The 19617-nt window shown below is 59.7% G+C and carries 20 protein-coding genes; 12 read left to right on the forward strand and 8 right to left on the reverse strand.

Going from position 1 to position 19617, the window contains the following annotated elements:
• The first annotated feature begins 16 nt into the window (after positions 1-16).
• Both M0D65_RS16160 and M0D65_RS16165 read left to right on the forward strand, forming a co-directional pair.
• The gene (locus tag M0D65_RS16160) at positions 17-886 is read left to right on the forward strand and encodes an alpha/beta hydrolase (RefSeq protein ID WP_266253587.1); all 870 of its coding nucleotides are present in this window, start codon (positions 17-19) and stop codon (positions 884-886) included.
• Between the two features lie 240 nt (positions 887-1126).
• Positions 1127-1741, forward strand: coding sequence for a hypothetical protein (locus tag M0D65_RS16165; protein ID WP_266253588.1), 615 nt, complete (start codon positions 1127-1129; stop codon positions 1739-1741).
• A gap of 60 nt (positions 1742-1801) precedes the next feature.
• Here the strand turns inward: M0D65_RS16165 and M0D65_RS16170 are convergent, their stop codons facing one another.
• Positions 1802-3370 (reverse strand): prolyl oligopeptidase family serine peptidase, encoded by a 1569-nt coding sequence (locus tag M0D65_RS16170; RefSeq protein WP_266253589.1) that lies wholly within the window; start codon positions 3368-3370, stop codon positions 1802-1804.
• A gap of 76 nt (positions 3371-3446) precedes the next feature.
• Positions 3447-4529, reverse strand: a complete 1083-nt coding sequence (locus M0D65_RS16175) for a porin (protein ID WP_266253788.1) — start codon at positions 4527-4529, stop codon at positions 3447-3449.
• Between the two features lie 297 nt (positions 4530-4826).
• Between M0D65_RS16175 and M0D65_RS16180 the strand changes: the two genes are divergently transcribed.
• The gene (locus M0D65_RS16180; RefSeq protein ID WP_266253590.1) at positions 4827-5771 is read left to right on the forward strand and encodes an SDR family NAD(P)-dependent oxidoreductase; all 945 of its coding nucleotides are present in this window, start codon (positions 4827-4829) and stop codon (positions 5769-5771) included.
• Between the two features lie 165 nt (positions 5772-5936).
• On the forward strand, positions 5937-6872 hold the full coding sequence (locus tag M0D65_RS16185; protein ID WP_266253591.1) for an AraC family transcriptional regulator: 936 nt from the start codon (positions 5937-5939) through the stop codon (positions 6870-6872).
• On the opposite strand, the gene M0D65_RS16190 is transcribed toward M0D65_RS16185, so the two are convergent.
• Positions 6857-8209: an MFS transporter gene (locus tag M0D65_RS16190; RefSeq protein WP_266253592.1), complete on the reverse strand. Its 1353-nt coding sequence runs from the start codon at positions 8207-8209 to the stop codon at positions 6857-6859. The two genes, M0D65_RS16185 and M0D65_RS16190, sit on opposite strands and share 16 nt — an antisense overlap.
• A gap of 204 nt (positions 8210-8413) precedes the next feature.
• Between M0D65_RS16190 and M0D65_RS16195 the strand changes: the two genes are divergently transcribed.
• Positions 8414-8848 carry a LysR substrate-binding domain-containing protein gene (locus tag M0D65_RS16195; protein ID WP_266253789.1) on the forward strand — a complete coding sequence of 145 codons (435 nt, stop codon included), beginning with the start codon at positions 8414-8416 and terminating at the stop codon, positions 8846-8848.
• Positions 8849-8854: 6 nt separating this feature from the next.
• On the opposite strand, the gene M0D65_RS16200 is transcribed toward M0D65_RS16195, so the two are convergent.
• Positions 8855-9487, reverse strand: a complete 633-nt coding sequence (locus M0D65_RS16200; RefSeq protein WP_266253593.1) for a TetR/AcrR family transcriptional regulator — start codon at positions 9485-9487, stop codon at positions 8855-8857.
• Positions 9488-9558: 71 nt separating this feature from the next.
• On the opposite strand from M0D65_RS16200, the gene M0D65_RS16205 reads away from it, so the two are divergent.
• Both M0D65_RS16205 and M0D65_RS16210 read left to right on the forward strand, forming a co-directional pair.
• Positions 9559-10341 (forward strand): SDR family oxidoreductase, encoded by a 783-nt coding sequence (locus tag M0D65_RS16205; RefSeq protein ID WP_308076670.1) that lies wholly within the window; start codon positions 9559-9561, stop codon positions 10339-10341.
• A 24-nt stretch (positions 10342-10365) separates the two neighbouring features.
• A complete protein-coding gene (locus M0D65_RS16210) occupies positions 10366-11598 on the forward strand; it encodes a YbfB/YjiJ family MFS transporter (RefSeq protein WP_266253594.1) in 1233 nt (410 codons plus the stop codon).
• Between the two features lie 68 nt (positions 11599-11666).
• On the opposite strand, the gene M0D65_RS16215 is transcribed toward M0D65_RS16210, so the two are convergent.
• Complete coding sequence (locus M0D65_RS16215) at positions 11667-12560, reverse strand: alpha/beta hydrolase (protein ID WP_308076671.1); 894 nt, start codon at positions 12558-12560, stop codon at positions 11667-11669.
• Complete coding sequence (locus M0D65_RS16220; RefSeq protein ID WP_266253595.1) at positions 12547-13620, reverse strand: alpha/beta fold hydrolase; 1074 nt, start codon at positions 13618-13620, stop codon at positions 12547-12549. The genes M0D65_RS16215 and M0D65_RS16220 overlap by 14 nt, the downstream gene beginning before the upstream one ends.
• Before the next feature lie 302 nt (positions 13621-13922).
• Between M0D65_RS16220 and M0D65_RS16225 the strand changes: the two genes are divergently transcribed.
• A complete protein-coding gene (locus M0D65_RS16225; RefSeq protein WP_266253596.1) occupies positions 13923-14510 on the forward strand; it encodes a TetR/AcrR family transcriptional regulator in 588 nt (195 codons plus the stop codon).
• A 13-nt stretch (positions 14511-14523) separates the two neighbouring features.
• Here M0D65_RS16225 and M0D65_RS16230 read toward each other — a convergent pair whose 3' ends face one another.
• Positions 14524-14904, reverse strand: coding sequence for a helix-turn-helix domain-containing protein (locus M0D65_RS16230; protein ID WP_245811617.1), 381 nt, complete (start codon positions 14902-14904; stop codon positions 14524-14526).
• A gap of 253 nt (positions 14905-15157) precedes the next feature.
• Between M0D65_RS16230 and M0D65_RS16235 the strand changes: the two genes are divergently transcribed.
• The 3 genes from M0D65_RS16235 to M0D65_RS16245 are packed head-to-tail and all read left to right on the forward strand — an operon-like array spanning position 15158 to position 17865.
• Entirely contained in the window at positions 15158-15790 is a 633-nt protein-coding gene (locus M0D65_RS16235) for an FMN-dependent NADH-azoreductase (protein WP_091015378.1), read from the forward strand.
• A 42-nt stretch (positions 15791-15832) separates the two neighbouring features.
• A complete protein-coding gene (locus M0D65_RS16240; RefSeq protein WP_266253597.1) occupies positions 15833-16492 on the forward strand; it encodes a DsbA family oxidoreductase in 660 nt (219 codons plus the stop codon).
• Positions 16493-16527: 35 nt separating this feature from the next.
• Positions 16528-17865: an MATE family efflux transporter gene (locus M0D65_RS16245; RefSeq protein WP_266253598.1), complete on the forward strand. Its 1338-nt coding sequence runs from the start codon at positions 16528-16530 to the stop codon at positions 17863-17865.
• A gap of 37 nt (positions 17866-17902) precedes the next feature.
• Here the strand turns inward: M0D65_RS16245 and M0D65_RS16250 are convergent, their stop codons facing one another.
• Complete coding sequence (locus M0D65_RS16250; RefSeq protein WP_091015383.1) at positions 17903-18811, reverse strand: LysR family transcriptional regulator; 909 nt, start codon at positions 18809-18811, stop codon at positions 17903-17905.
• Between the two features lie 126 nt (positions 18812-18937).
• Between M0D65_RS16250 and M0D65_RS16255 the strand changes: the two genes are divergently transcribed.
• Complete coding sequence (locus M0D65_RS16255; RefSeq protein ID WP_266253599.1) at positions 18938-19579, forward strand: glutathione S-transferase family protein; 642 nt, start codon at positions 18938-18940, stop codon at positions 19577-19579.
• The last annotated feature ends 38 nt before the right edge of the window (positions 19580-19617 follow it).

Below are 19617 nucleotides of genomic sequence, written 5' to 3' on the forward strand. Positions count from 1 at the left end.
ACTGCCGGAGTTGTGAGTGATCGATGCAATGACTTCCGTAAAACGGGAAATCGCCAGACTCGGTGCGATTTTCGATCAGGACATTAACGCGCGTACAAGAGCGCTCTATGCTCCCTGCGTCGCAGCCAGCACGCATGACTTTCCGCTTTCGCCCGATGTCGCGTACGGGGATCATCCGCGTCAGAAGATGGACGTTTACGGGTGCCTTGGTGCGAGACACGCGCCCGTTTTGCTGTTCGTTCCCGGAGGCGGTTTTGTCTCCGGCGACAAGAAAATAGATGAAATATTTTATGGCAACATCGGTCGGTGGTTCGCACAACGCGGAGTGCTGACCTTCGTGATGAATTATCGGCTCGCACCTGAATCTCAGTGGCCTGCGGGCGGGCACGATGTTCGCGATGCAATCAACTGGATACACGCGCATGCGCAGGGCTTGGGTGGAGATCCCGAGAACCTCACGCTGTTCGGGCAATCGGCGGGAGCAGCGCATGTTGCCAGCTATCTGTTTCATCCCGAGGTTCGCAAAGAAACGCTTCTGGCTACGCGCGCGGTTCTCGCAAGCGGAGTTTATGACCTGAGCGTACGACCGATGCCCCCGGGCTTCGCGCTCTACTACGGCGAAGACGAGTCCTGTCATGACAGCCGAGGGGTGTTGCGGCACGTCGGTAACGCCGACGTACCGTTGCTCCTGAGCTATTCGGAATTCGATCCTCCATTTCTTGCGATTCCAACGCTTCGTCTTGCAGAGGCCATTGCGAATCAACGAGGCAAGATGCCAAAGATCGTCTACCTGGAGGGCCATAATCACGTTTCCAATGTCCTGAGTTTTGGAAGCGATGACGACAGTTATGGAAACGAGATTCTCGCATTCATCAATGAACGATAGTGTTATAGGTGATCTTGATTTGGCTGGGGCGTCCAGATGGCCGATTCTGAAAATGACATGGCGCAACATGACAATGACGTTAGACATTGCGTCGTGATAGTTTCACGGAGAAAAGCGAACGGGCTCCCTCATAAGTGAGGTGGCAAGAAGTGTTTTTCTCCGACCTGGATAACCCTACAGATTTTCGACACGGGCGTAGGAGCGCCTTAAGAGAATCGATCACTTTGCTTCGTACACCCCATGGATAGCAATATTGGCAAGTCAATGCCCTATCGGGATCTTCCTCGAGTCACGCCCAATGAGTTCGACGAACTGGTGCGAATCGCACGGGCATATGGAAAATCCTGGAACGTCATGTCAGATGACGATGTCGCGATGGCGCGTGCTGTAATGATCGAGGGTGTGACGTACAAGCAGGCGTCATTCGCACAAGGTGCGACATCGGAAGGTGGAGCGCGACGAGCAGTCAAGACCTTGATGCACTTTGCAATACAGGACCCGACCGTTCAGTCGCCGGTGTGCCTGGGAGAAGGTGGGGCGGGGAAGACCGAACGGAGGAACGTTGGTGCTTGCAGATACTCCGACCTACCGAAGCTGACATTCGAGGAATTCGAAGCGTTGGCTGCCATCGGCCGGAGAAAGGCAAACGCAAGAAGAAGAATTTCAGATCGCAGCATTGCCATAGCGCGTGTCGTGTTGCTCGAAGCAGCGACCTACACGGAGGCCGGACTTGCGTACGACAGACCGCCGTCGTCTGCCTATCACGCGGTATATGGCCTGCTGAAAAATCTGCATCGAATTCTCCGTGTCCCGGCGACGGGCGTTTGCGTGGAGACAACTGGACTGAGGGATTGATGCGAGTAGGGATGTTCACGGGGTATCAGTTGCCATCCCAACTCGTCATCCATGCGCCCGTCAGCTCCTGTGACCCGAAAAAAAGGTAGCGGCAGCGGACATGCACCCATCGAACACCAGCGGAGAGTGGTAAGCCCCGATCACCGCAATCGCACCGCCGCTTGCAGCAGTCGCCGCCTCTGCGGTCAGGAAAACCTGCCGGGCTGCGTTGAAGCCGTCCGATGCAGGTGCGGAGTCGACGTCAAGCTCCGTCACGAGCGAACCGAGCCCGGCCCATTGCTGTTTCATCGCATCGGCATTAGTGGCGAAGTACACGACGGGATCCTGATGACCGCCGCACAACAGCACCGGAGAGGTCGGTGTCCAGCCACGCAGGTCGTTCTTCTTCAACGCGATGCGAAGCGGATTCTGCGGAGCCGCTGCCGGCGCACCCGTCGTGAGCTTCGGCGCCACACCATCCGGATTGGCGAAAGCGTCGAGCAGATAATCGAGCCGTGTGTCATTGCGGATCAGATTGTTCGCGCCAAAACCGAGTGCGAATATCGCATCGGTCGCGCCGGTACCCGTAGGCGGTGACATGGCGTCGAGCACGGGCTGGAGCGCGGCCGGCCCGGCGGGTGGCGTGCTGCTGAACAGCGCACTTGGCAGCTTGCCGCTCAAACCGACCGTCGTAAAGTTGTACGGACCAGGTAACAGCGTTTCGATACCGCTCGCGTAAGCGCTCTCGTAGACGTCCGAGGGTGACGAATAGATGTTGCCGTACGCTTTCTGGTAGCTGGTCAGGATCATCGGAAAGAACGCATTGGCACCGATGTCCACTTCGCCTTCAAACACCTGGTCCGCCATCGCTGCTAACGCGTAAGGCCCCGACAGAAACGCCGACGCGGTGACGGGCGTGCCAGCCGCCTGCATCGCGCGCACGGTCGCCATTGCCACGTAGCCGCCCTGCGAGTAACCGGTTAGAAACAGCTTGCCGCTAGCCGTAGTGGGCGAGGCAAGCAACGGCAACGCAGCCTTTGCGGCGCTCAACGCATCGATCATGTCTTTCGATTGCTGAGCCGCGTTCAGGTACGGGTGATATGCGAGCGCCGAGCTGTCGTAGCCGGCGTAGTTAGGCGCCACGACGACGTAGCCCTGCGCGGCATACAGCGCGGCGAGAGGAAGTGCTTCGGGGTAAGCCTGATTGGTGGGATCGGTGATGGCGGCGAGGTTATAGCTTTTCGTGATGTTGGTGCCGTGCGCATATTCCACAATCGGGCGAGGGCCTGTGCAGTTCGGCCCACTGCCGGTCGGCACCATCAGCACGCCCGATGCCGTCGTGGCTTCGCCGGCGCCGCCCACGGTAGCATACTGCACGTAGTGCACGTCGACACCACAGGCCAGCGTACCGCCGGCCATTTGCAGCAGGCTCAAACCGGACAGACTCGATTGCAGCACAGCGGTGAAAGCGGCCGCGCTCAGAGACGCGGTACGCGGCGGCGGGCTATTCAGCAGCGAGCCTTCCGCAGCCGACGAAGCGACAGGAGATGAAGTGGGCGACGTAGAGCTACCGACACTGCCTCCGCATGCCGATACGATCAGGGCAACCACGAGCGCAGCACTTGTCGCTTGAAAGATTTTTACGGACATACGTTGTCTCCTGTTTTTATTGACCGGCGGATATCATCGATAGATACGCGTGTGCCCACATCGAAAGTTGGAGCGGTTAGAACAGATGGCGAATGCCAACGTCCGCACCGAAGGTCGATCCTCGCACGCCCATAAGCGCACCGTTGGTGGACAACCCGGTGTTCATCGCTCCGTGGTTGTTGACGAAACCGAACTGGCCATAACAGGCTGTCGATTTGGAAAGACTGTAGGTCAGGCCGGTCGCCGCCATGATCGAGTGATTGCTGGTGTCGTTGCCGTCGCTGGTGGCCCACACGCCTGCGTCGACATTCACGGTGGGCGTGACTTCATAACTGAACCCGCCGCCATATACGCGATTGTCGAAAGACCCAGCGATCTTGTAATTGACGAACAGGAGTCTCACCGTAAGGCTGTCGAAGTGATAGCTGGCGCCGATGGTGCGACCGGAGAACGCGACCGTGCTCGGCGTGGGTGTCGACGCGGCCGTACCACCAGGGTTCCCGCTGTACATCGCCGCATCGATCACGAGTTGACCGAGCTTGTAGCTCAGCCTCGCCGAGTACTGCCGGCCAGCCTGAAAGTCACCCGCAGTTCCCCCGAGGGCGAGCATTGCACTGCCTTGCAGACCCGCAATGGTTGGGCTCGAGTACGAAATGGCATTCGAATTGAAGATGCCGGTCACGAACACCCCGCCGATATAGATGGGGACGCCGCTGCCGAAAAAGGACACATTGCGCGGATCGCTGGCAATCAGCGACAACGCAAATGGCGAATATTGCAGGCCCGCTTTGACCGTACCCATGTCACTCGTCAGGCCAACCCATGCCTGGCGTCCGAAGAAATTGCCGTTCGAATCGGCAACGCCGCCGTTAGCGAGGTTGATACCGCTTTCAAGGTTGAAGATTGCATGGACTCCACCTCCAAGATCTTCCGTTCCCTTCAGACCGAAGACCGACGGACTCAAACCCCCAGTGATCACCGACAGCTGGTGACCGGCATTCTGTCCGGTAGCTGGGTTAAGCGTCTTGCTGGTATATAAAATTCCGCTATCGACAATGCCGTAGAGCGTCACGCTGCCCTGCGCATGAGCGGCCGTTCCGACGCCGGCAAGCGACGTGCAAAGCACAACCGCGCCAGCAATGCGGCGATGTGAGTTCATCGTTGAAGTCTCCATTTTTAATTGATTTTTTGGCCAAAGAAATTCCTGTGCCGGAATTGTCTCGGGGCGAGTATCAGTCAGATCGGATACCTCGTCATTGGCACGATTCGCCAAACTTTTTTCAAAACGCGCCAATCGATACAAACCTCGGGAAACCCCTCGCTGACCCCGGAAATAAACGCACGGAGAATTTGCCGTGCGCGAAATCAAGCCTTTCGTGCAGGGTAATTTTTCACGTCGTCTTTACGACTGACCCGCACTGACTAGCACCGACCCGGACAGAGAGAAATCCAGACAATGAGCATCGACTTCAAGGAACGCGTTGCAATCGTGACCGGCGCCGGCGGCGGACTCGGCAGGCAACACGCATTGGCGCTGGCTGCGCGTGGTGCAAAAGTGGTCGTCAACGATCCGGCCGATTCGCGCGATGGGTCCGGCCTCACTACAACCGCGGCTCAGCAGGTCGTCGACGAGATTCGGCACGCGGGCGGTGAGGCCATCGCCAATGAAGCGTCCGTTACCGATTTCGACGCGATGCAAAAGATGGTCGCCGACACGATGAGTCGATGGGGCCGCGTCGATGTGCTCATCAACAATGCCGGCATCCTGCGCGACAGGACGTTCGCGAAGATGGAGCTGGACGACTTTCGCCTCGTGATGGACGTGCATCTGATGGGCTCGGTCAACTGCACGAAAGCGGTGTGGGACATCATGCAGCAGCAACGCTATGGCCGCATCGTGATGACAACGTCATCGTCGGGTCTGTACGGCAATTTCGGGCAGTCCAACTACGCCGCCGCGAAAATGGCGCTGGTCGGCCTGATGCAGACGCTCTCGATCGAAGGGAAGAAGTACAACATCCATGTCAATGCGCTCGCACCGACGGCGGCGACCCGGATGACCGAAGGATTGATCCAGGACAATCTCGCCGACATGCTGTCGCCCGAAGCGGTGGTCCCCGCGATGCTGGTACTCGCTCACGAAAGCGCGCCGACGCGCACCATTCTCTGTGCGGGAGCCGGGACGTTCGAGGCCGCGCATATCACGCTCACGGAGGGCTTGTACGTCGGGGTGGGTATCGACGTACCGGAGCGGCTCGCCGGTCTGCTCGAGCGTGTTACCGATCGCAACGGTTCGATCGTTCCCGAAGCGGGCAACGTGCAGGGGAACAACGAGACTGAGCAGGCCGTGGCCGCGTCGAACCGGCGGGCCTCGACCGGCCCGTCGCCGACGGTGTTATAGATCGTCCGGAACGCTGGAGGCCAGACGTGGCGTGTTGTTAGGGGAATGGTGTATACAGGCGATATGCGCCCATCCAGCGAGTCACTCTGCCTGACATTGTCGTCCCGTTTTCTGCAAGCGTTCTTCAGCGAAACGGGTACGGATCTCCCGACGCAGCAACGGTTGATGGACCAGGTAGGCATCGCTGCCGATACCTTGACGTCCAGCACCGGACGCGTCACCGAGGACCAGTTCGCGACGCTATACCGGCTGATGGCGAGCGCAAGAAACGACGAGCTGCTCGGCCTCCTGTCCCGACCCATGCCGGGCGGCACGATGAAGTTTGGGGGGTACAGCATCATCGCGGCGCCGACCACGGGCATCGCACTGCATCGCTATTCCCGCCTGCTCAAAATGCTCAGCGACGACTTCGAAGTCCTGATCTCGCGAAACGACGGGCTCGCATCGATCGCGTTACGCGAACCGGACGGGCCGCGACGATGCCGGCCGATGGGTCTGGAGCTCACGCTAAAGGTATTTCACGGTGTCGGTTCCTGGTTGATCGGTCGAAACATTCCGTTGATGGCGGTCAACTTCTCGTTCCCCGCACCGACCTATCTCGACGATCTCTACAGCTTGTTTCCAGGGCCGCTGAATTTCGATTGCCCGATGACGACGATGACATTCGATGCATCGTTACTGGATCTGCAATTCCATCGCACCGAACGCGACCTCAGAACGTTCCTTTCCCGTCAGCCACGCGACTGGCTATGCTCGCCCTCCGTCAGGCAACCGGTGGCGCATCAGGTGCGGACCTGCCTGCTCGAAGGCGGCGTGGGTTCGATGAAAGTCCCCGACATCGCCAAAACGCTGAACATGTCCCTGCGAACGCTTTGTCGTCGGCTAGAACAGGAGGGCATGTCCGTCAAGGAGGTCAAGGATGCACTGCGGCGCGACCTTGCAATCCATCGACTCACGCAAACGGAGGACCCGATTTCGGAAATTGCCGAAGGACTCGGCTTCGGCGATATCCCGTCGTTCTATCGTGCGTTCCGTAGCTGGACAGGCGTGGCGCCGGGTGCGTACCGGCGCGACACGGGGATGCGTCAGGTCGATTCGTAAGCCGCAGTGGTACGCGCTATGTGTGCGGGTCGAAGCGCGATCAGCAGCAGTCCGCCCGACAACAACAGCATCGCGATGATCAAACCAAGGCTCGTATAAGGTGCGCCGGTCCTGCCGTTCACCCAGACGAGCGCAGGCGGAATCACGCTTGGGCCGAGATTCCCGAGACTGCTGATCAACGCGATGCCCGCAGCGGCCGTTTTCTTTGGCACATATTCGCTTACGGCCGTAAAGAACACGGGCGTGAGTGTGACCATGCCAGTCGTCATCACGCAGAGCCCTAGCAGCGACACAGCGAAAGAACCGTGCGCGACGATCGTGATGCCCAGGCCCGCGGCGGAAAGGGCGGCTGCGCCTGTGAAGTGCCAGCGCCGTTCGCGGGTGCGATCGGAATGCCGACCGAACAGCGTCATACCGACAATGCCGCATAGATAGGGAATCGCCGAATAGATGCCCACCCAGAACAGATTGTCGATACCCCAACCTTTGATGAGCGTGGGCGTCCAGAAGATCATCGAGTACACGCAGCCGATGAATAGCAAATACACGAGCGACAGTATGTAGACCTTGGGGTCGCACAGCAGCGCCTTGATCGACGCATGCGCGGCAGTGCTGACACCGGTTGTTTCGGAATCGAGCTGCTTGCGCAATATGTTCTTCTCACTGTCCGTCAACCAGGCCACTTGTTCTGGCCGGTCGCTAAGTGCAAAGAACGTCACGATGCCGAGCAGAACCGCCGGCAGGCCGCTGATCAGAAACAGCCACTGCCAGCCGTACAGACCTGCCATACCGTCGAGGCCCCGCAAGATCGCACCGCTCAGCGGTGTCATCGCGAGAAGCGAAAGAACCGGCGCGGCAAGAAAGATCGAAATGATCGAACCGCGGCGTTGAGCGGGAAACCAGTACGTCAGGTACAGGATCACGCCCGGAAAGAAACCCGCTTCGAATGCACCGAGCAGGAAGCGCAACGCATAGAACACGGGTTCGCTTCGCACGAACATCAGGCAGGTACTGACGGCGCCCCATCCGAGCATGATGCGAAGCATCGTCTTGCGCGCACCGATTTTTTCCAGCATCAGATTGCTGGGCACTTCGAAAAGCAGATAGCCGACGAAGAAGATGCTTGCGCCGATGCTGTACGACAGGTCGCCAAACGGCAGCGTCTGTTTCATCTGCAGTTGCGCCATGCCGACATTGACGCGATCGACGTACGCGTACACGTAGCAGAGGAAAAGCAGCGGAACGATACGCCAGGCAATCTTTGCAAATAGCGTGTCGGTTGCCGACGGGGTATCAGTGGTGGATTTTCCGCTGCTCACGGACTCCAGGTGGTTCATTGTCTCTCTCCATCACTTGGATTTATGTAGTTATTTGAATCTGGTCGTCCGTGCAGAAGTGTCTCCAGCCGAGGAGGCCGGGAGAATGCAATCTGCATGTTCCTGTGAACTTTGAATGGTCATATTTAACCACCCAAAATTGGAGTAAGTGTCTTTCAAACCGGAGACCTGGTCATTGGCAAGGTCGGCCAAATTTTTCTTGAAATCGGCCAATCGTCGGCGGCGGCCGGCAACCATCGATGTGTCCGCTTTCGGTTACCGAGTGGAAAGATGTATCGATCGGAGTTCGAACGACAGGGGCAGCCGCTGAAGGTCGAGGTATCGGGGCCGATCACGTTAGACAACGTCGGTCTGATGGTCGACGCAGCAGTGAAAGGGATAGGGCTCGCGTATGTCTGGGCGGAGACGGCGCAAGACGAGATCGATAGCGGCCGTCTTGTGTGCGTCTTGAAGGAATGGACACCGCCTATTTCCGGTCAGCACCTCTACTATCCGGGCAACCGTCTCGTACCGGCCGCGTTAAGGGCTTTTATCGATGTCTTGCGAGAAGTGGAAGGTCATCGCGCTTCGAGCAAACCCGCGCGACGAAATAACGCTCCACCCGTGAAAAAGCGCGCGAGGTCGCGGAGCGTCACTTAAGCGCGGTTACTGTTTAACTTTGCGCCTTGTTGAACCCGCAACAGACTTGCGGCGAGGCCGAGCGGGCCAACTCATCAACGCGCGTTCGGCGGAGTCAGTGAGTTCCGCCTTCGACATACCCTCCGCTGCCTGCAGAGCCAGACCATTGAACACCATGAGCAGATAACGGGCGAGCGCCGCGGGATCTTCGGACTCGGCGAGATACCCCTCCTGTTGCGCACGCGCGAGCCGTTCGGTCAGTAATTCCTTCGTCCTGCCGCGCAGGGTGACGATGGCGCGCGGTACATCTTCGTTGTCCGCCCCGATCGCCGTTCCGGCCTGAATCAGCAAACACCCGCGAGGCTCGTCTGGATCGACGAGCCATTCGATTGCACCGAACAAAAAACGCTCGGCCACTTCGCGAGCAGTGGCGTCACCGAGCAGATGCTGCCGGTGTCCAGCACGTCGTTCGCGGTACCGGGTGAGTACTGCATCGAAGAGGCCGCGTTTGCTGCCGAACGCAGCATAGATGCTGGGCGAGCTCAGCTCCATGGCCTTCGTCAGCTCGGCCATGGAGGCGCCGTCGTAGCCATGGCGCCAGAACACCTCCATCGCCCGATCGAGCACCTCTTCTTCTTCAAAGTCGCGAGGTCGTGCCATACCAATCCATTCCAATGATCTGTGCCGATCATTACATAATTCGCTTGCTTCGTCCATTCGCCCGTGGTTATATGTCGATCATCACAGAATTGGAGTGTTCGATGGGCGCATCTCTGCAAGGCAAAATTGCCGTCATTACCGGAGGCGGTGAAGGTATCGGTCTGGCCTCCGCGAAGCGGATGGTTGAAGAGGGGGCTTCCGTGTTTATCGTAGGTCGGCGTCAGTCGATACTCGATGCAGCGGTCGCCGAAATTGGCGGCGATGTGGTGGCGCTGCGGGCCGACGTGTCCCGACAGGCGGAGCTGGATCGCGTCTACGAAGCGGTTCGCGTAGCGAAGGGAAGAGTAGACATCGTGGTGGCGAATGCCGGCGTTCAGACGCGAGAAGCACTCGGTTCGATTACCGAAGAGGGCATCGATTCCCAGCTCGCGATCAATTTCAAGGGCGTCATTTATACGGTTCAGCAGGCTCTACCGTTGCTGAGCGATGGAGCATCGATCATCCTGCTATCGTCCGCGACGGCACAGAAGGGTTTGCCCGCGCGCACGGTCTATTCCGCGACCAAGGCCGCGATTCGCAGCTTTGCGCGGACGTGGGCCACGGAGCTCAAGGCGCGTCGCATCCGTGTCAACACCATCAGTCCAGGACCGATCATGACGCCCTTGGTGAAGGCCACCTTTGTCGACGAAGCGGCTAAGGACGCTTACATGAAGAACATCGTCGGCGCGGTTCCGTTGGGGCGCGCGGGGGAAGCAGAGGAGATGGGCGCAATCGTGGCTTTTCTTGCTTCCGATGCGGCCAGCTTTATCAACGGAGCCGACATTCAGGCTGACGGTGGCTTTGCGCAGGTTTAAAGTATGGCCACCAGGAGCGTCGGATTGAGTGAGAAAACGCATTCGTCATCGGTGAGCCGTGCGGGGCAAGCGGATTTTTCCACCGCTGATGCCGCGCTGACGCCTCTCTGGGTCGTGGTTGGTCTCGCGATGGGGCCGGCGGTGGCGCTCGGACTGTCGCGCTTTGCTTACGCGCTATTGCTTCCTCTGATGCGTTCGGGGCTTGGCTGGAGCTTTGCCGACGCAGGGGCGATGAATACGGCCAACGCTGCGGGCTATCTGGCGGGAGCACTGATTACCGCACCGCTCGGCCGGTGGATCGGCAACAAGCGCGTGTTTGCGATTGGACTGCTCTTAACAGCGTTATGCGTCGGTGCAACTGGCCTGACTTCGCATTTCACGCTGCTGCTCGTGCTGAGAACCTTGACGGGTGTAACGGGTGCGCTGGCATTCGTTGCGGGTGCTGGTCTGACCTCTGCGGCCGCCGCGGGGGGCAGCAAGTCTCGCGCGCCGACTGTCCTCGGTGTGTACTTTGCGGGTGCAGGATTGGGCGTGATGGCCTCGGCGCTCACCATTCCGCCGCTGCTATCGGCAACGGGCTGGCGAGGGGGCTGGCTCGCGTTGGGTGGCCTGTCGCTACTCGCGACGATCTACGGATGGCTTGTGCTGAGCCGCACACCCGAGCCAGCGCATCACGCCACCAGGGCGCGCGGCGGCTGGTCCGTGAAGTTCATGGTGTGCAAGCTGCTGTCGTACTGTCTTTACGGTGCAGGGTATATCACCTATGCCACCTTCATCGTTGCGTACCTGCGTAGCAACGTCGGTTTCAACAGCTATGGCATCACGACTTTCTGGTCGGTTCTCGGTCTTGCCGCTATCGTTGCTGCGTTCGCGTGGGGCCCCGTTCTTGGTCATCTGAAAGGCGGCTGGGGGACGGCTGCGACGGTCGCCATGGTTGCCGTCGGTGCCGTGCTTCCACTCACCTGGCCCACTGCCGCGGGTGCCTACCTGTCGGCAATTCTGTTCGGCGGTTCGTTTCTTGCGGTCGTCGCCGCTGTGACCAGTTTCGCGCGCAGGGCCGCACAACCTCACGCATGGACAGCTGCCATTGCTGCACTGACCGTGGCGTTTGGCGTGGGCCAGTGCATCGGTCCGATACTGAGCGGTGCGCTCTCCGATGGACCTTCGGGCATTCGTGCGGGCTTGTGGCTCTCGGTCGGAATTCTGACGCTGTCTGTCGTCGCAGCGGCGTTCCAGCGGGAACCCGAGGCGTCTTGATGGCGTGAGCTGCGGTGAAAGCGCATCGGTAGCAACAAGACCGATAGCCTGCCCGGAATCGCGATTGCTTATTCCCCTGAGTGCTGCGCTGCCTGTTCGATCAGTGCAGCGACTTCCCGCGGATGAGATTCAAACACTGCATGGCTTGCACCGTCGATCGCGACCGTATTCGCATGAGCGCGTGCTGCATACATGCGTTGGAGGTTCGGGCTCATCATCTTGTCGGCCGTCGCGACCATGTACCAGCTCGGCTTCGTCTTCCATGCCGGATCGGAAACCTGCGCCGAGAATTCGGATGCCGCAAGCGGGATCTGTGCATGCGCCTCGAACTCGGCTTGGGCGCGGGGCAGGTCAGGTGCGAACTGTGATGGGTAGTCGGTCGGTTTCAGGTAAACGAAGTTATCCGGAGTTCCGACGATAGATACAGGTGTGCCCGGGTACTTCTTGTTGTTGTCCGCCATGGTTTCACCCGCATCGGGTGCATGTGCGGCGATGTAGACCAGCGACTTCACATGACCGTCGTTCCCGGCCTCACTAATAACGGTGCCCGCATAGCTATGGCCGACGAGTACGCAAGGACCGTCAAGACTATTGAGTACACGTTTCGTGGCGGTCACGTCGTCGTTGAATGACGTCAGCGGTTGTTGTACCAGTGTCACGTGGTAACCGTCCTTCGTCAGGATGTTGTAGACAGGACGCCAACCCGCGGCATCGGCAAATGCGCCGTGGACCACGACGATATTCTTCACAGGCGCGGCAAGCGCAGGCACGGCGGTGATGGTATGCAGACACAGCGCGGAGATGGCTTGCGCCACGACAGAGCGTAAGGTGGGAAAACGCATGATCAATCCTTGAGTGGTTAAGCTGCGAAGGCAAATCAGAATTGTTGAGTGGATGGAAAGCAGGATCGCGATACCGACGGCCTGAGCGAAAGCGCCGTCACCGAATTCAATGCACTGCAAGGAACTCCTGCACCGCGGCGATCGTCGGCGCGGGCGCTTCATCCATCAGCCAGTGGCCCGCGTTCGGAATAATGACTTCCTGAACGTTAGTCGCCGCGTTGCGCATGATGATCCCCACGTTGGCACCGAACGCTTTTTCGGCGCCGATGGCGAGCACCGGCATCGTCAGCTTCGTCTGCATCGCCTTGAGGTTGTCGGCCTCGTCCTTCTGGTCGATCGCGAGGAACTGGGCGAACGCGGAATGCATCGCACCAGGCTTCGCGTAGATCGCGGCGTAGTGACGGCGAGTCGCTTCATCGATCTTCGACGGGTCGCCGGCGAACTCGTCCCAGAAGCGGTCGAGATAGATGCGCTCGCGGCCGGCAACCAGACGCTCGGCGTCACGGCCACCGAAGTTGAAGTGCCACAGCGCGGGCATGCGCACGATCTGGTCCCACGGCGGGATACCGGGGATCGGCGAGTCGATGACGACGAGACGGTTTGTCTTGTCCGGATAGCGCGCCGCGTAGGCATACGCGACCATCACGCCGATGTCGTGACCCACGATGTCGGCGTGGTCGATCCCGAGCTTGTCGAGGACTGCCTGGATGTCGCCGGCCTGCGTCCACTTGTCATAGCCGCCGGCGGGGTGCGAGGACAGGCCCATGCCGCGCAGATCTGGCACGACGACGGTGTGGTCCTTCTCGAGTACCGCGGCCATTGGCGCCCACATGTCACCGGTCTCGCCGAAGCCGTGGATCAACACAACGGCAGGCCCATGACCGCCGACGCGGACGTTGATCGTCGCGTCGCCATTCACCACCTCCGAGTTGCGGAAATCGGCCGGGAATGGCGTGATCGCAGCGTGCGCCGACAGGGCGCCCAGCGTCAGGCTGGCGGCGAAGCCGACCGCCACTCGACGAAAAGTGCGGGAGAACGCGGACCAGACGCTTGCGGAGTTCTTCGGTTTCTCAGCGTGAGGGAACGTTTGCCGGGCGGATGCGCCGTCGGCTTCGATCGTGTTCGTCTGCATCACGGCCGGGACGGGATAAATCCCTTCTACGTTGGCGTGCTCGTTCATCTGTGTACTCCAGGTTGTTTCTCGTTGGGGGCGACTCACAGCGCGGCGGCGAACCGCCCGGCAGGGAACCGCACGTAAAGGAGTCGTGCCGTATATCAGTGATCTGGACCGGATGCGGCATCGACGGATTGTATTTTATAACGTGTGTAATAAAACGTGCAATGAATTTTGTAACGGTGGTGATAAAACAGGGTCATGAGGTGTCTGTTCTCACGCGAACGGCAGCATCAGACACACCAGTTTTGTATCGATCGTGCTAAAATCCGTCCGCGAGTAATGGAAATTCAGGGAGTTGCACGAAAATGGCGAGGCCGAGAGAGTTCGACGAAGAGGCGGTACTGGACAAGGCGACTGAGCACTTCTGGGTGAACGGGTATGAATCCACGTCCATGCGTGATCTGGCTGAGGGCACAGGACTGACCAGTCCAAGCCTGTACAACGCCTTCGGTGACAAGCGGGCTCTCTATCGGCTGGTGCTCGATCGATATGTTCGGTCTGCGCTCGTCGACTGCACCGAAATTTTTGAGAGCGACACACCACCTCTGCAAGCGATAGAACGGTACATCGACGCGATCATCGCTGAGGCGCTCAGCGATAAGCTGCGCAAGGGCTGCTTTGTGGTGAATACCGCGCTTGAGGTCGCACCACATGACGAGGAGTTTCGCGAGGTGGTCACCTACATTTTTGGCCGGATCGAGCGGTACCTGCGCGATAGCATTGCTGCGGGTCAGGCGGACGGGTCGATTTCGACGGATCAGTCTGCAGCCGATCTCGCGAGACTGTTTCTCGGCACTTCTTTAGGTATTCGGGTATTTGCGCGGACGCGTCCCGATCGCGCGCTTCTTAAAGGTCTCGCGCGACCACTTTTCTCCCTGTTGCGAAAACCCTGAACCACCACATTTCCTACACCGTCTCTGGTCGCTCATCGAATCGCAGTCTTGCTTCCTCGATCGCTGGGCGATTCTTTCTTCCCCAGGCCGCTAGCGCTCTCAATGGCGCGATCAATGAACTGCCTAACTCAGTGAGTTCGTACTCGACTTTGGGTGGAATGGTTGGATAAACCGTTCTGGTCACGAGACCGTCTCGTTCGAGACCTCGCAAGGTCAGCGTGAGCATGCGGTGCGACACGCCGTTGACTGTACGCAGGATGGTGTTGAAGCGTTGCGGTCCGTCCGAAAGAGCGCCAACTACCATCACGGTCCATTTGTCACCGATTCGATCCAGTACCTGTGCCATTGCGCGGCACTCGGCATGGATTTCTTCGTCGTGCACAAGGGTCGTCACTTCGGATGGCACTCGACTAGCCACGGCACTCTCCTGGATTTTCTTTAAGGAACATCGGTGTTCGTGCAGCACTTATTAGTGCGTTCTTGTCAATGTACAAGATATCAAAGATAGTTTCACGTACAAATTTAGCGTTACGCACTGGCGGCTTGTTGCGCGTCGAAACCATACCTTAACTTCCGCTAAAGGGTGCGTATGCATTTTTCTATTCACGCTCGATTCCTCGGGCGGTCGTTAAAGTGAAGGATCTTCCATGAGTAAATTGCTGCATCTCGATACCAGCATTCAAACGAGCAACTCGGTGAGTCGACGCCTGTCTGCCGCCATTGTGGACAAGCTCAAGAATGCCGATGAAGACCTCGATATCACCTATCGGGATCTCGCAGCCCATCCGTTGCCGCATCTGACGGAGCCGGTATTCGCGGTCCATGTCCAGTCGGCGGATGCTTCAGGTCTGGATGCCGAACAGCGGGACGACGTTGCTGAAAGCGCGAGCGTACTCGCGGAGTTCCAGGCCGCCGACACCATCGTGATAGGTCTCGCGTTCTACAACTACTCGATCCCCAGTTCGTTGAAGGTCTGGATCGATCGGGTGGTGGTCGCCGGCAAGACGTTCTCTTTCGGAAGTGGTGCAGGCCCCGTGGGGCTGGCTGCGGGAAAGCGGGTAATCGTCGCCATTGCCCGGGGCGGCGTCTATGCCGAGGGCTCGCCTTCCGCGCACCGCGAGCACGCAGAAACCTACTTGAGGCACATCTTCGCGCTGATCGGGATTAACGATCTTGAGGTGATCGTGGCAGAAGGGCTGGTGTTCGGGCCGGAGGCAAGCGCCGCCTCGGAGCAGATGGCGATGAACCGCATCGACGCACTCCCCGCGATGGTGATCTAACTCATCCTGCCCGCAGGAAAACTGGTTTCTCATGGAGGCGTCATGCCTGCATTGAAAATAGATTTGTATTCGGACATCGTATGCCCGTGGTGTCTCATCGGGCAGCATCGCCTGGACAAAGTGCTGTCCGAGCGATTTCCGAATCTGGCTGTCGATATCGAACACCACCCCTACGAGCTGATACCGAATGCGCCGCCGGAAGGCATTCGTCTGGCGGACTACTTTCGTAAGAAAGGCATCGTGAACATGGCGCCTGCTTTCGAGCGACCGGAAGCGGAGGCGCGCGCTTCCGGTTTGCACCTGAACCTGAGTCTCCAGCCCTACGTCTACAGGACGGTTTATGCCCATACCCTGCTGCGTGCCGCCAGAGCGCGCGGTACGCAGCACGCGCTGGCTGTGGCACTGACACGCGCGTACTTCGATGACCGGCACAATATTTCCGATCTGGAAACGCTCGGCGAGATCGCTTCGCGCTATGAGTTCCAGCGCAAGGAGGTGCACGCGCTCCTCGCGGACCAGGCGGAGATCACGAAGACGGAGGCCGACATCGCGAGAGCGCGGGCCGCTGGCGTGTCGTCTGTTCCGACTTTCAAGGTGGGTTCTTTGACCACCGAGGGCGCGCGATCGGAAGACGAGATAGCGGCGCTGATCAGCAATGCCATCAAGATCGAAGCGGCCGTTCAGTCGCACGATGATCATTGACTCACCATGCTGCGGTCCCGTCGCGCCTGCGCTCCATGCTGGAAGCACCCATTGCGCCACTGCTGGCGCGCATGAGCTGGCCGAACATGCTGATGATGCTGGCCCAGTCGTCGACGGGCCTCGTCGAGACATGGTTTCTCGCGAGACTCGGCACGCAGGTACTTGCAGGCGTCGCGGTGGTCGTGCCGATGTTGATACTGATGCAGAATCTGTCGCAAGGCGCGATGGGCGGCGGTATCTCGTCGTCGGTCGCGCGTGCGCTTGGCGCCGGCAATGTGGCGCTGGTCGACCCGCTCGCGAGGCACGCGGTAGCCCTCAACTCGCTCATCGGCATTGCGCTATCCATTGTCCTGCTTACGGTTGCCCGGCCGCTGTTCCAGATGCTCGGTGCACACGGTGCGGCACTCGACGCCGCCAGCACATACGGGCACGTGCTGTTCGCCGGCTTGCCGTTGATGTGGGCGATGAACGCGCTTGCAAGCGTGATTCGCGGCACGGGCAACATGGTGGTACCCGGCGCAATGATCTGCGGTGGTGCGGTGTTGCTGATTCCGCTGTCGCCGTGTCTGATCTTCGGCATCGGCCCGTTGCCTCACCTCGGTGTCGCGGGCGGCGCTTGGGCACTCGTTGCGTACTACACAGCGGGTACCGCGATACTCGGCTGGTATTGCGTGAGCGGGCGCAATCCGGCTCGCCTGTCACGCGGCACGCTGCATTGGGCGTCGATGCGTAGCATTCTCATGGTCGGCGGTCTTGCATGTCTGAATCCACTTCTGACGAACGCACTCATCGCGCTGACCGGCGCCGCCGTCGCTGCACATGCGGGCACTGCGGCGCTCGCCGGTTACGGAATCGCTACGCGCCTCGAATACCTGCTGATGCCGATGGCGTTTGGCATCGGCGCACCGATGGTGGCGCTCGTCGGTGCGAACATCGGCGCGGGACAGCGCGAACGCGCACGGCGCATCGCGTTGACCGGTGGCGCGATGGCCTTCGTGCTTGCCGAACTGGTTGGTCTCGCGGCAGCGCTGTGGCCGCATGCGTGGCTGCTCCTGTTCGGCGCCAACGAGCAGTCGCTGCAGACCGGCTCTACGTGTTTGCGCGTCATCGGTCCTTTCTACGGCTTCTTCGGGCTTGGCTTCTCGCTGTATCTGGCGTCGCAGGGCGCGGGCCGACTCGGCTGGCCGCTCGGCGCGGGCGCGCTGCGGCTCGTGCTGTATGCCGGCGTCGGTGCATTGGCGTTGCGGGTTACCGGGTCGCTGACGCTGTTCTTCGCGATCGGTGCCGTTGCGATGGTGGCGTACGGCGTGATCATCCTCTGGTCGGTTGCATCGGGGCGCTGGTTTGTCGCGCGCTCTCGCAGTGCTGGCTGAATCAGCATGGAGACTTCAGGCTGGCTCAAGCAGCGTATCAGGCAGACACAGCGAGCCGCGTTCTGAAAACATCGATCAGGGCGCGTACTTTCGCCGGCGGATAACTTGTTGGTGGAAACACCGCTTGAATGCCCGCGGGCGCCGTCGTCCAGTCGGGCAACAGACGCACGAGGCGGCCGGCTTTCACGTCCGCCGCGATCGAGAAGTCCGTCAGCAGCGCGAAGCCGCCACCTGAAAGCGTGGCTGCGCGAGCGGCGTCGGCAGTGTTGACTTGGAGTCCGCTGCTACAGCGGACGTTTTTCATGTCGCCATTGGCGCGTTGCAATTCGAGGGTCATTGGATGCGGCAATACCGACAGTGCAACAAAAGGCCATTTCGCCAGTGCGGCCGGCGAGCGGGGTTTCCCCCACTTCTCCACAAAAGCCGGGCTCGCCACCACCCATTTGACGAAGGCGCCGATTTTCACCGCGCGGTAGCTCGAATCGGCGAGCCGACCGAGCCGGATTGCGATATCGATGCTGTCCGCGATCAAATCCACGTAGCTGTCGTTGCAAATCAGTTCGACGTCGAGTTCTGGATAAGCATGGCGCAGATCGACCAGTGCTGGCGCGACCGCGAGCGCGCCATAGTCGTGCGGCGCGCTCACGCGCAACGTACCGCGCACCGGAGCGCTTGCGTCCGACACTGCCGACAAAGCATCTTCGGCCGTCTGCAAGATTCTGCAACACGCGTCGTAAAACACGCGGCCGCCTTCGGTGACCTTGATCTGTCGAGTGGTTCGTACCAGCAGACTCGCGCCAACCTCTCTCTCGAGCCGCTGAATGTGTGTGCTGACCATCGCCTTTGCGAGGCCGAGGCGCGCCGCTGCCGCAGTAAGAGAACCTGCTTCAACCACCGCCGCGAAAATCACCAGCCGGTTCAGATTGATGTCCCGTATGTCTGCCATGATCGATTGTCCACTTTCGATTGACTATGTTTTGAAGCTTAGCAGTCTTCTCGCGCGATGCGGTGACCGATAGCATTGCCTATCCGTTCCAGTTCGAACCCCCCGCTATTTCAAAGGATTTCCCCTGTGCCCGCTGCTAAACCTACCCAACCGATTCGCTTGCATACCACGCTGCTTTCCGGACACGGTCATCGCGTGAAGCTGTTTCTGACGCTGCTCGATCTGCCGTTCGAAGTAGTCGAACTGAACATGGCCGCCGGTGACAATCGTCGCCCGGAATATCTTCAGCTCAATCCGTTCGGTCAGGTGCCGACGATAGAAGACGGCGACACGGTGCTGTTCGATTCGAATGCGATTCTCGTGTATCTCGCGAGGCGTTACGGCGCTCCGTCATGGCTGCCGCAAGACGAATTGGGCGCTGCGGCGGTACAACGCTGGTTTTCGCTTGCCGCCGGACCGATCGCCTACGGTCCGTGTACCGCGCGGCTCGTTACCGTATTCGGTGCACCGCATCACCTCGAAACTGCGCAAAAGATTGCGATCAAACTGTTCGACGTGCTTGAGCGCGAACTCGCCGACAAGCTTTTTGCCGTCGGCGAGCACGTGACGATCGCCGACATCGCGGCACACACGTACATTGCGCATGCGCCGGAGGGTGGTGTGACGCTTGAGCCGTATCCGAACATTCGCGCGTGGTTGCGCCGCGTCGAGGCGTTGCCGCGTTTTGTCGCAATGCCGTCTACCAAGGTGGATCTGCTAGCCGGATAACGGCGCACGCGCGGAATCGTGTCGCGCGATTTGCCACG

The sequence above is a fragment of the Paraburkholderia sp. CHISQ3 genome (genome assembly GCF_030464945.1).
Taxonomy (GTDB): Bacteria; Pseudomonadota; Gammaproteobacteria; order Burkholderiales; family Burkholderiaceae; genus Paraburkholderia; species Paraburkholderia megapolitana.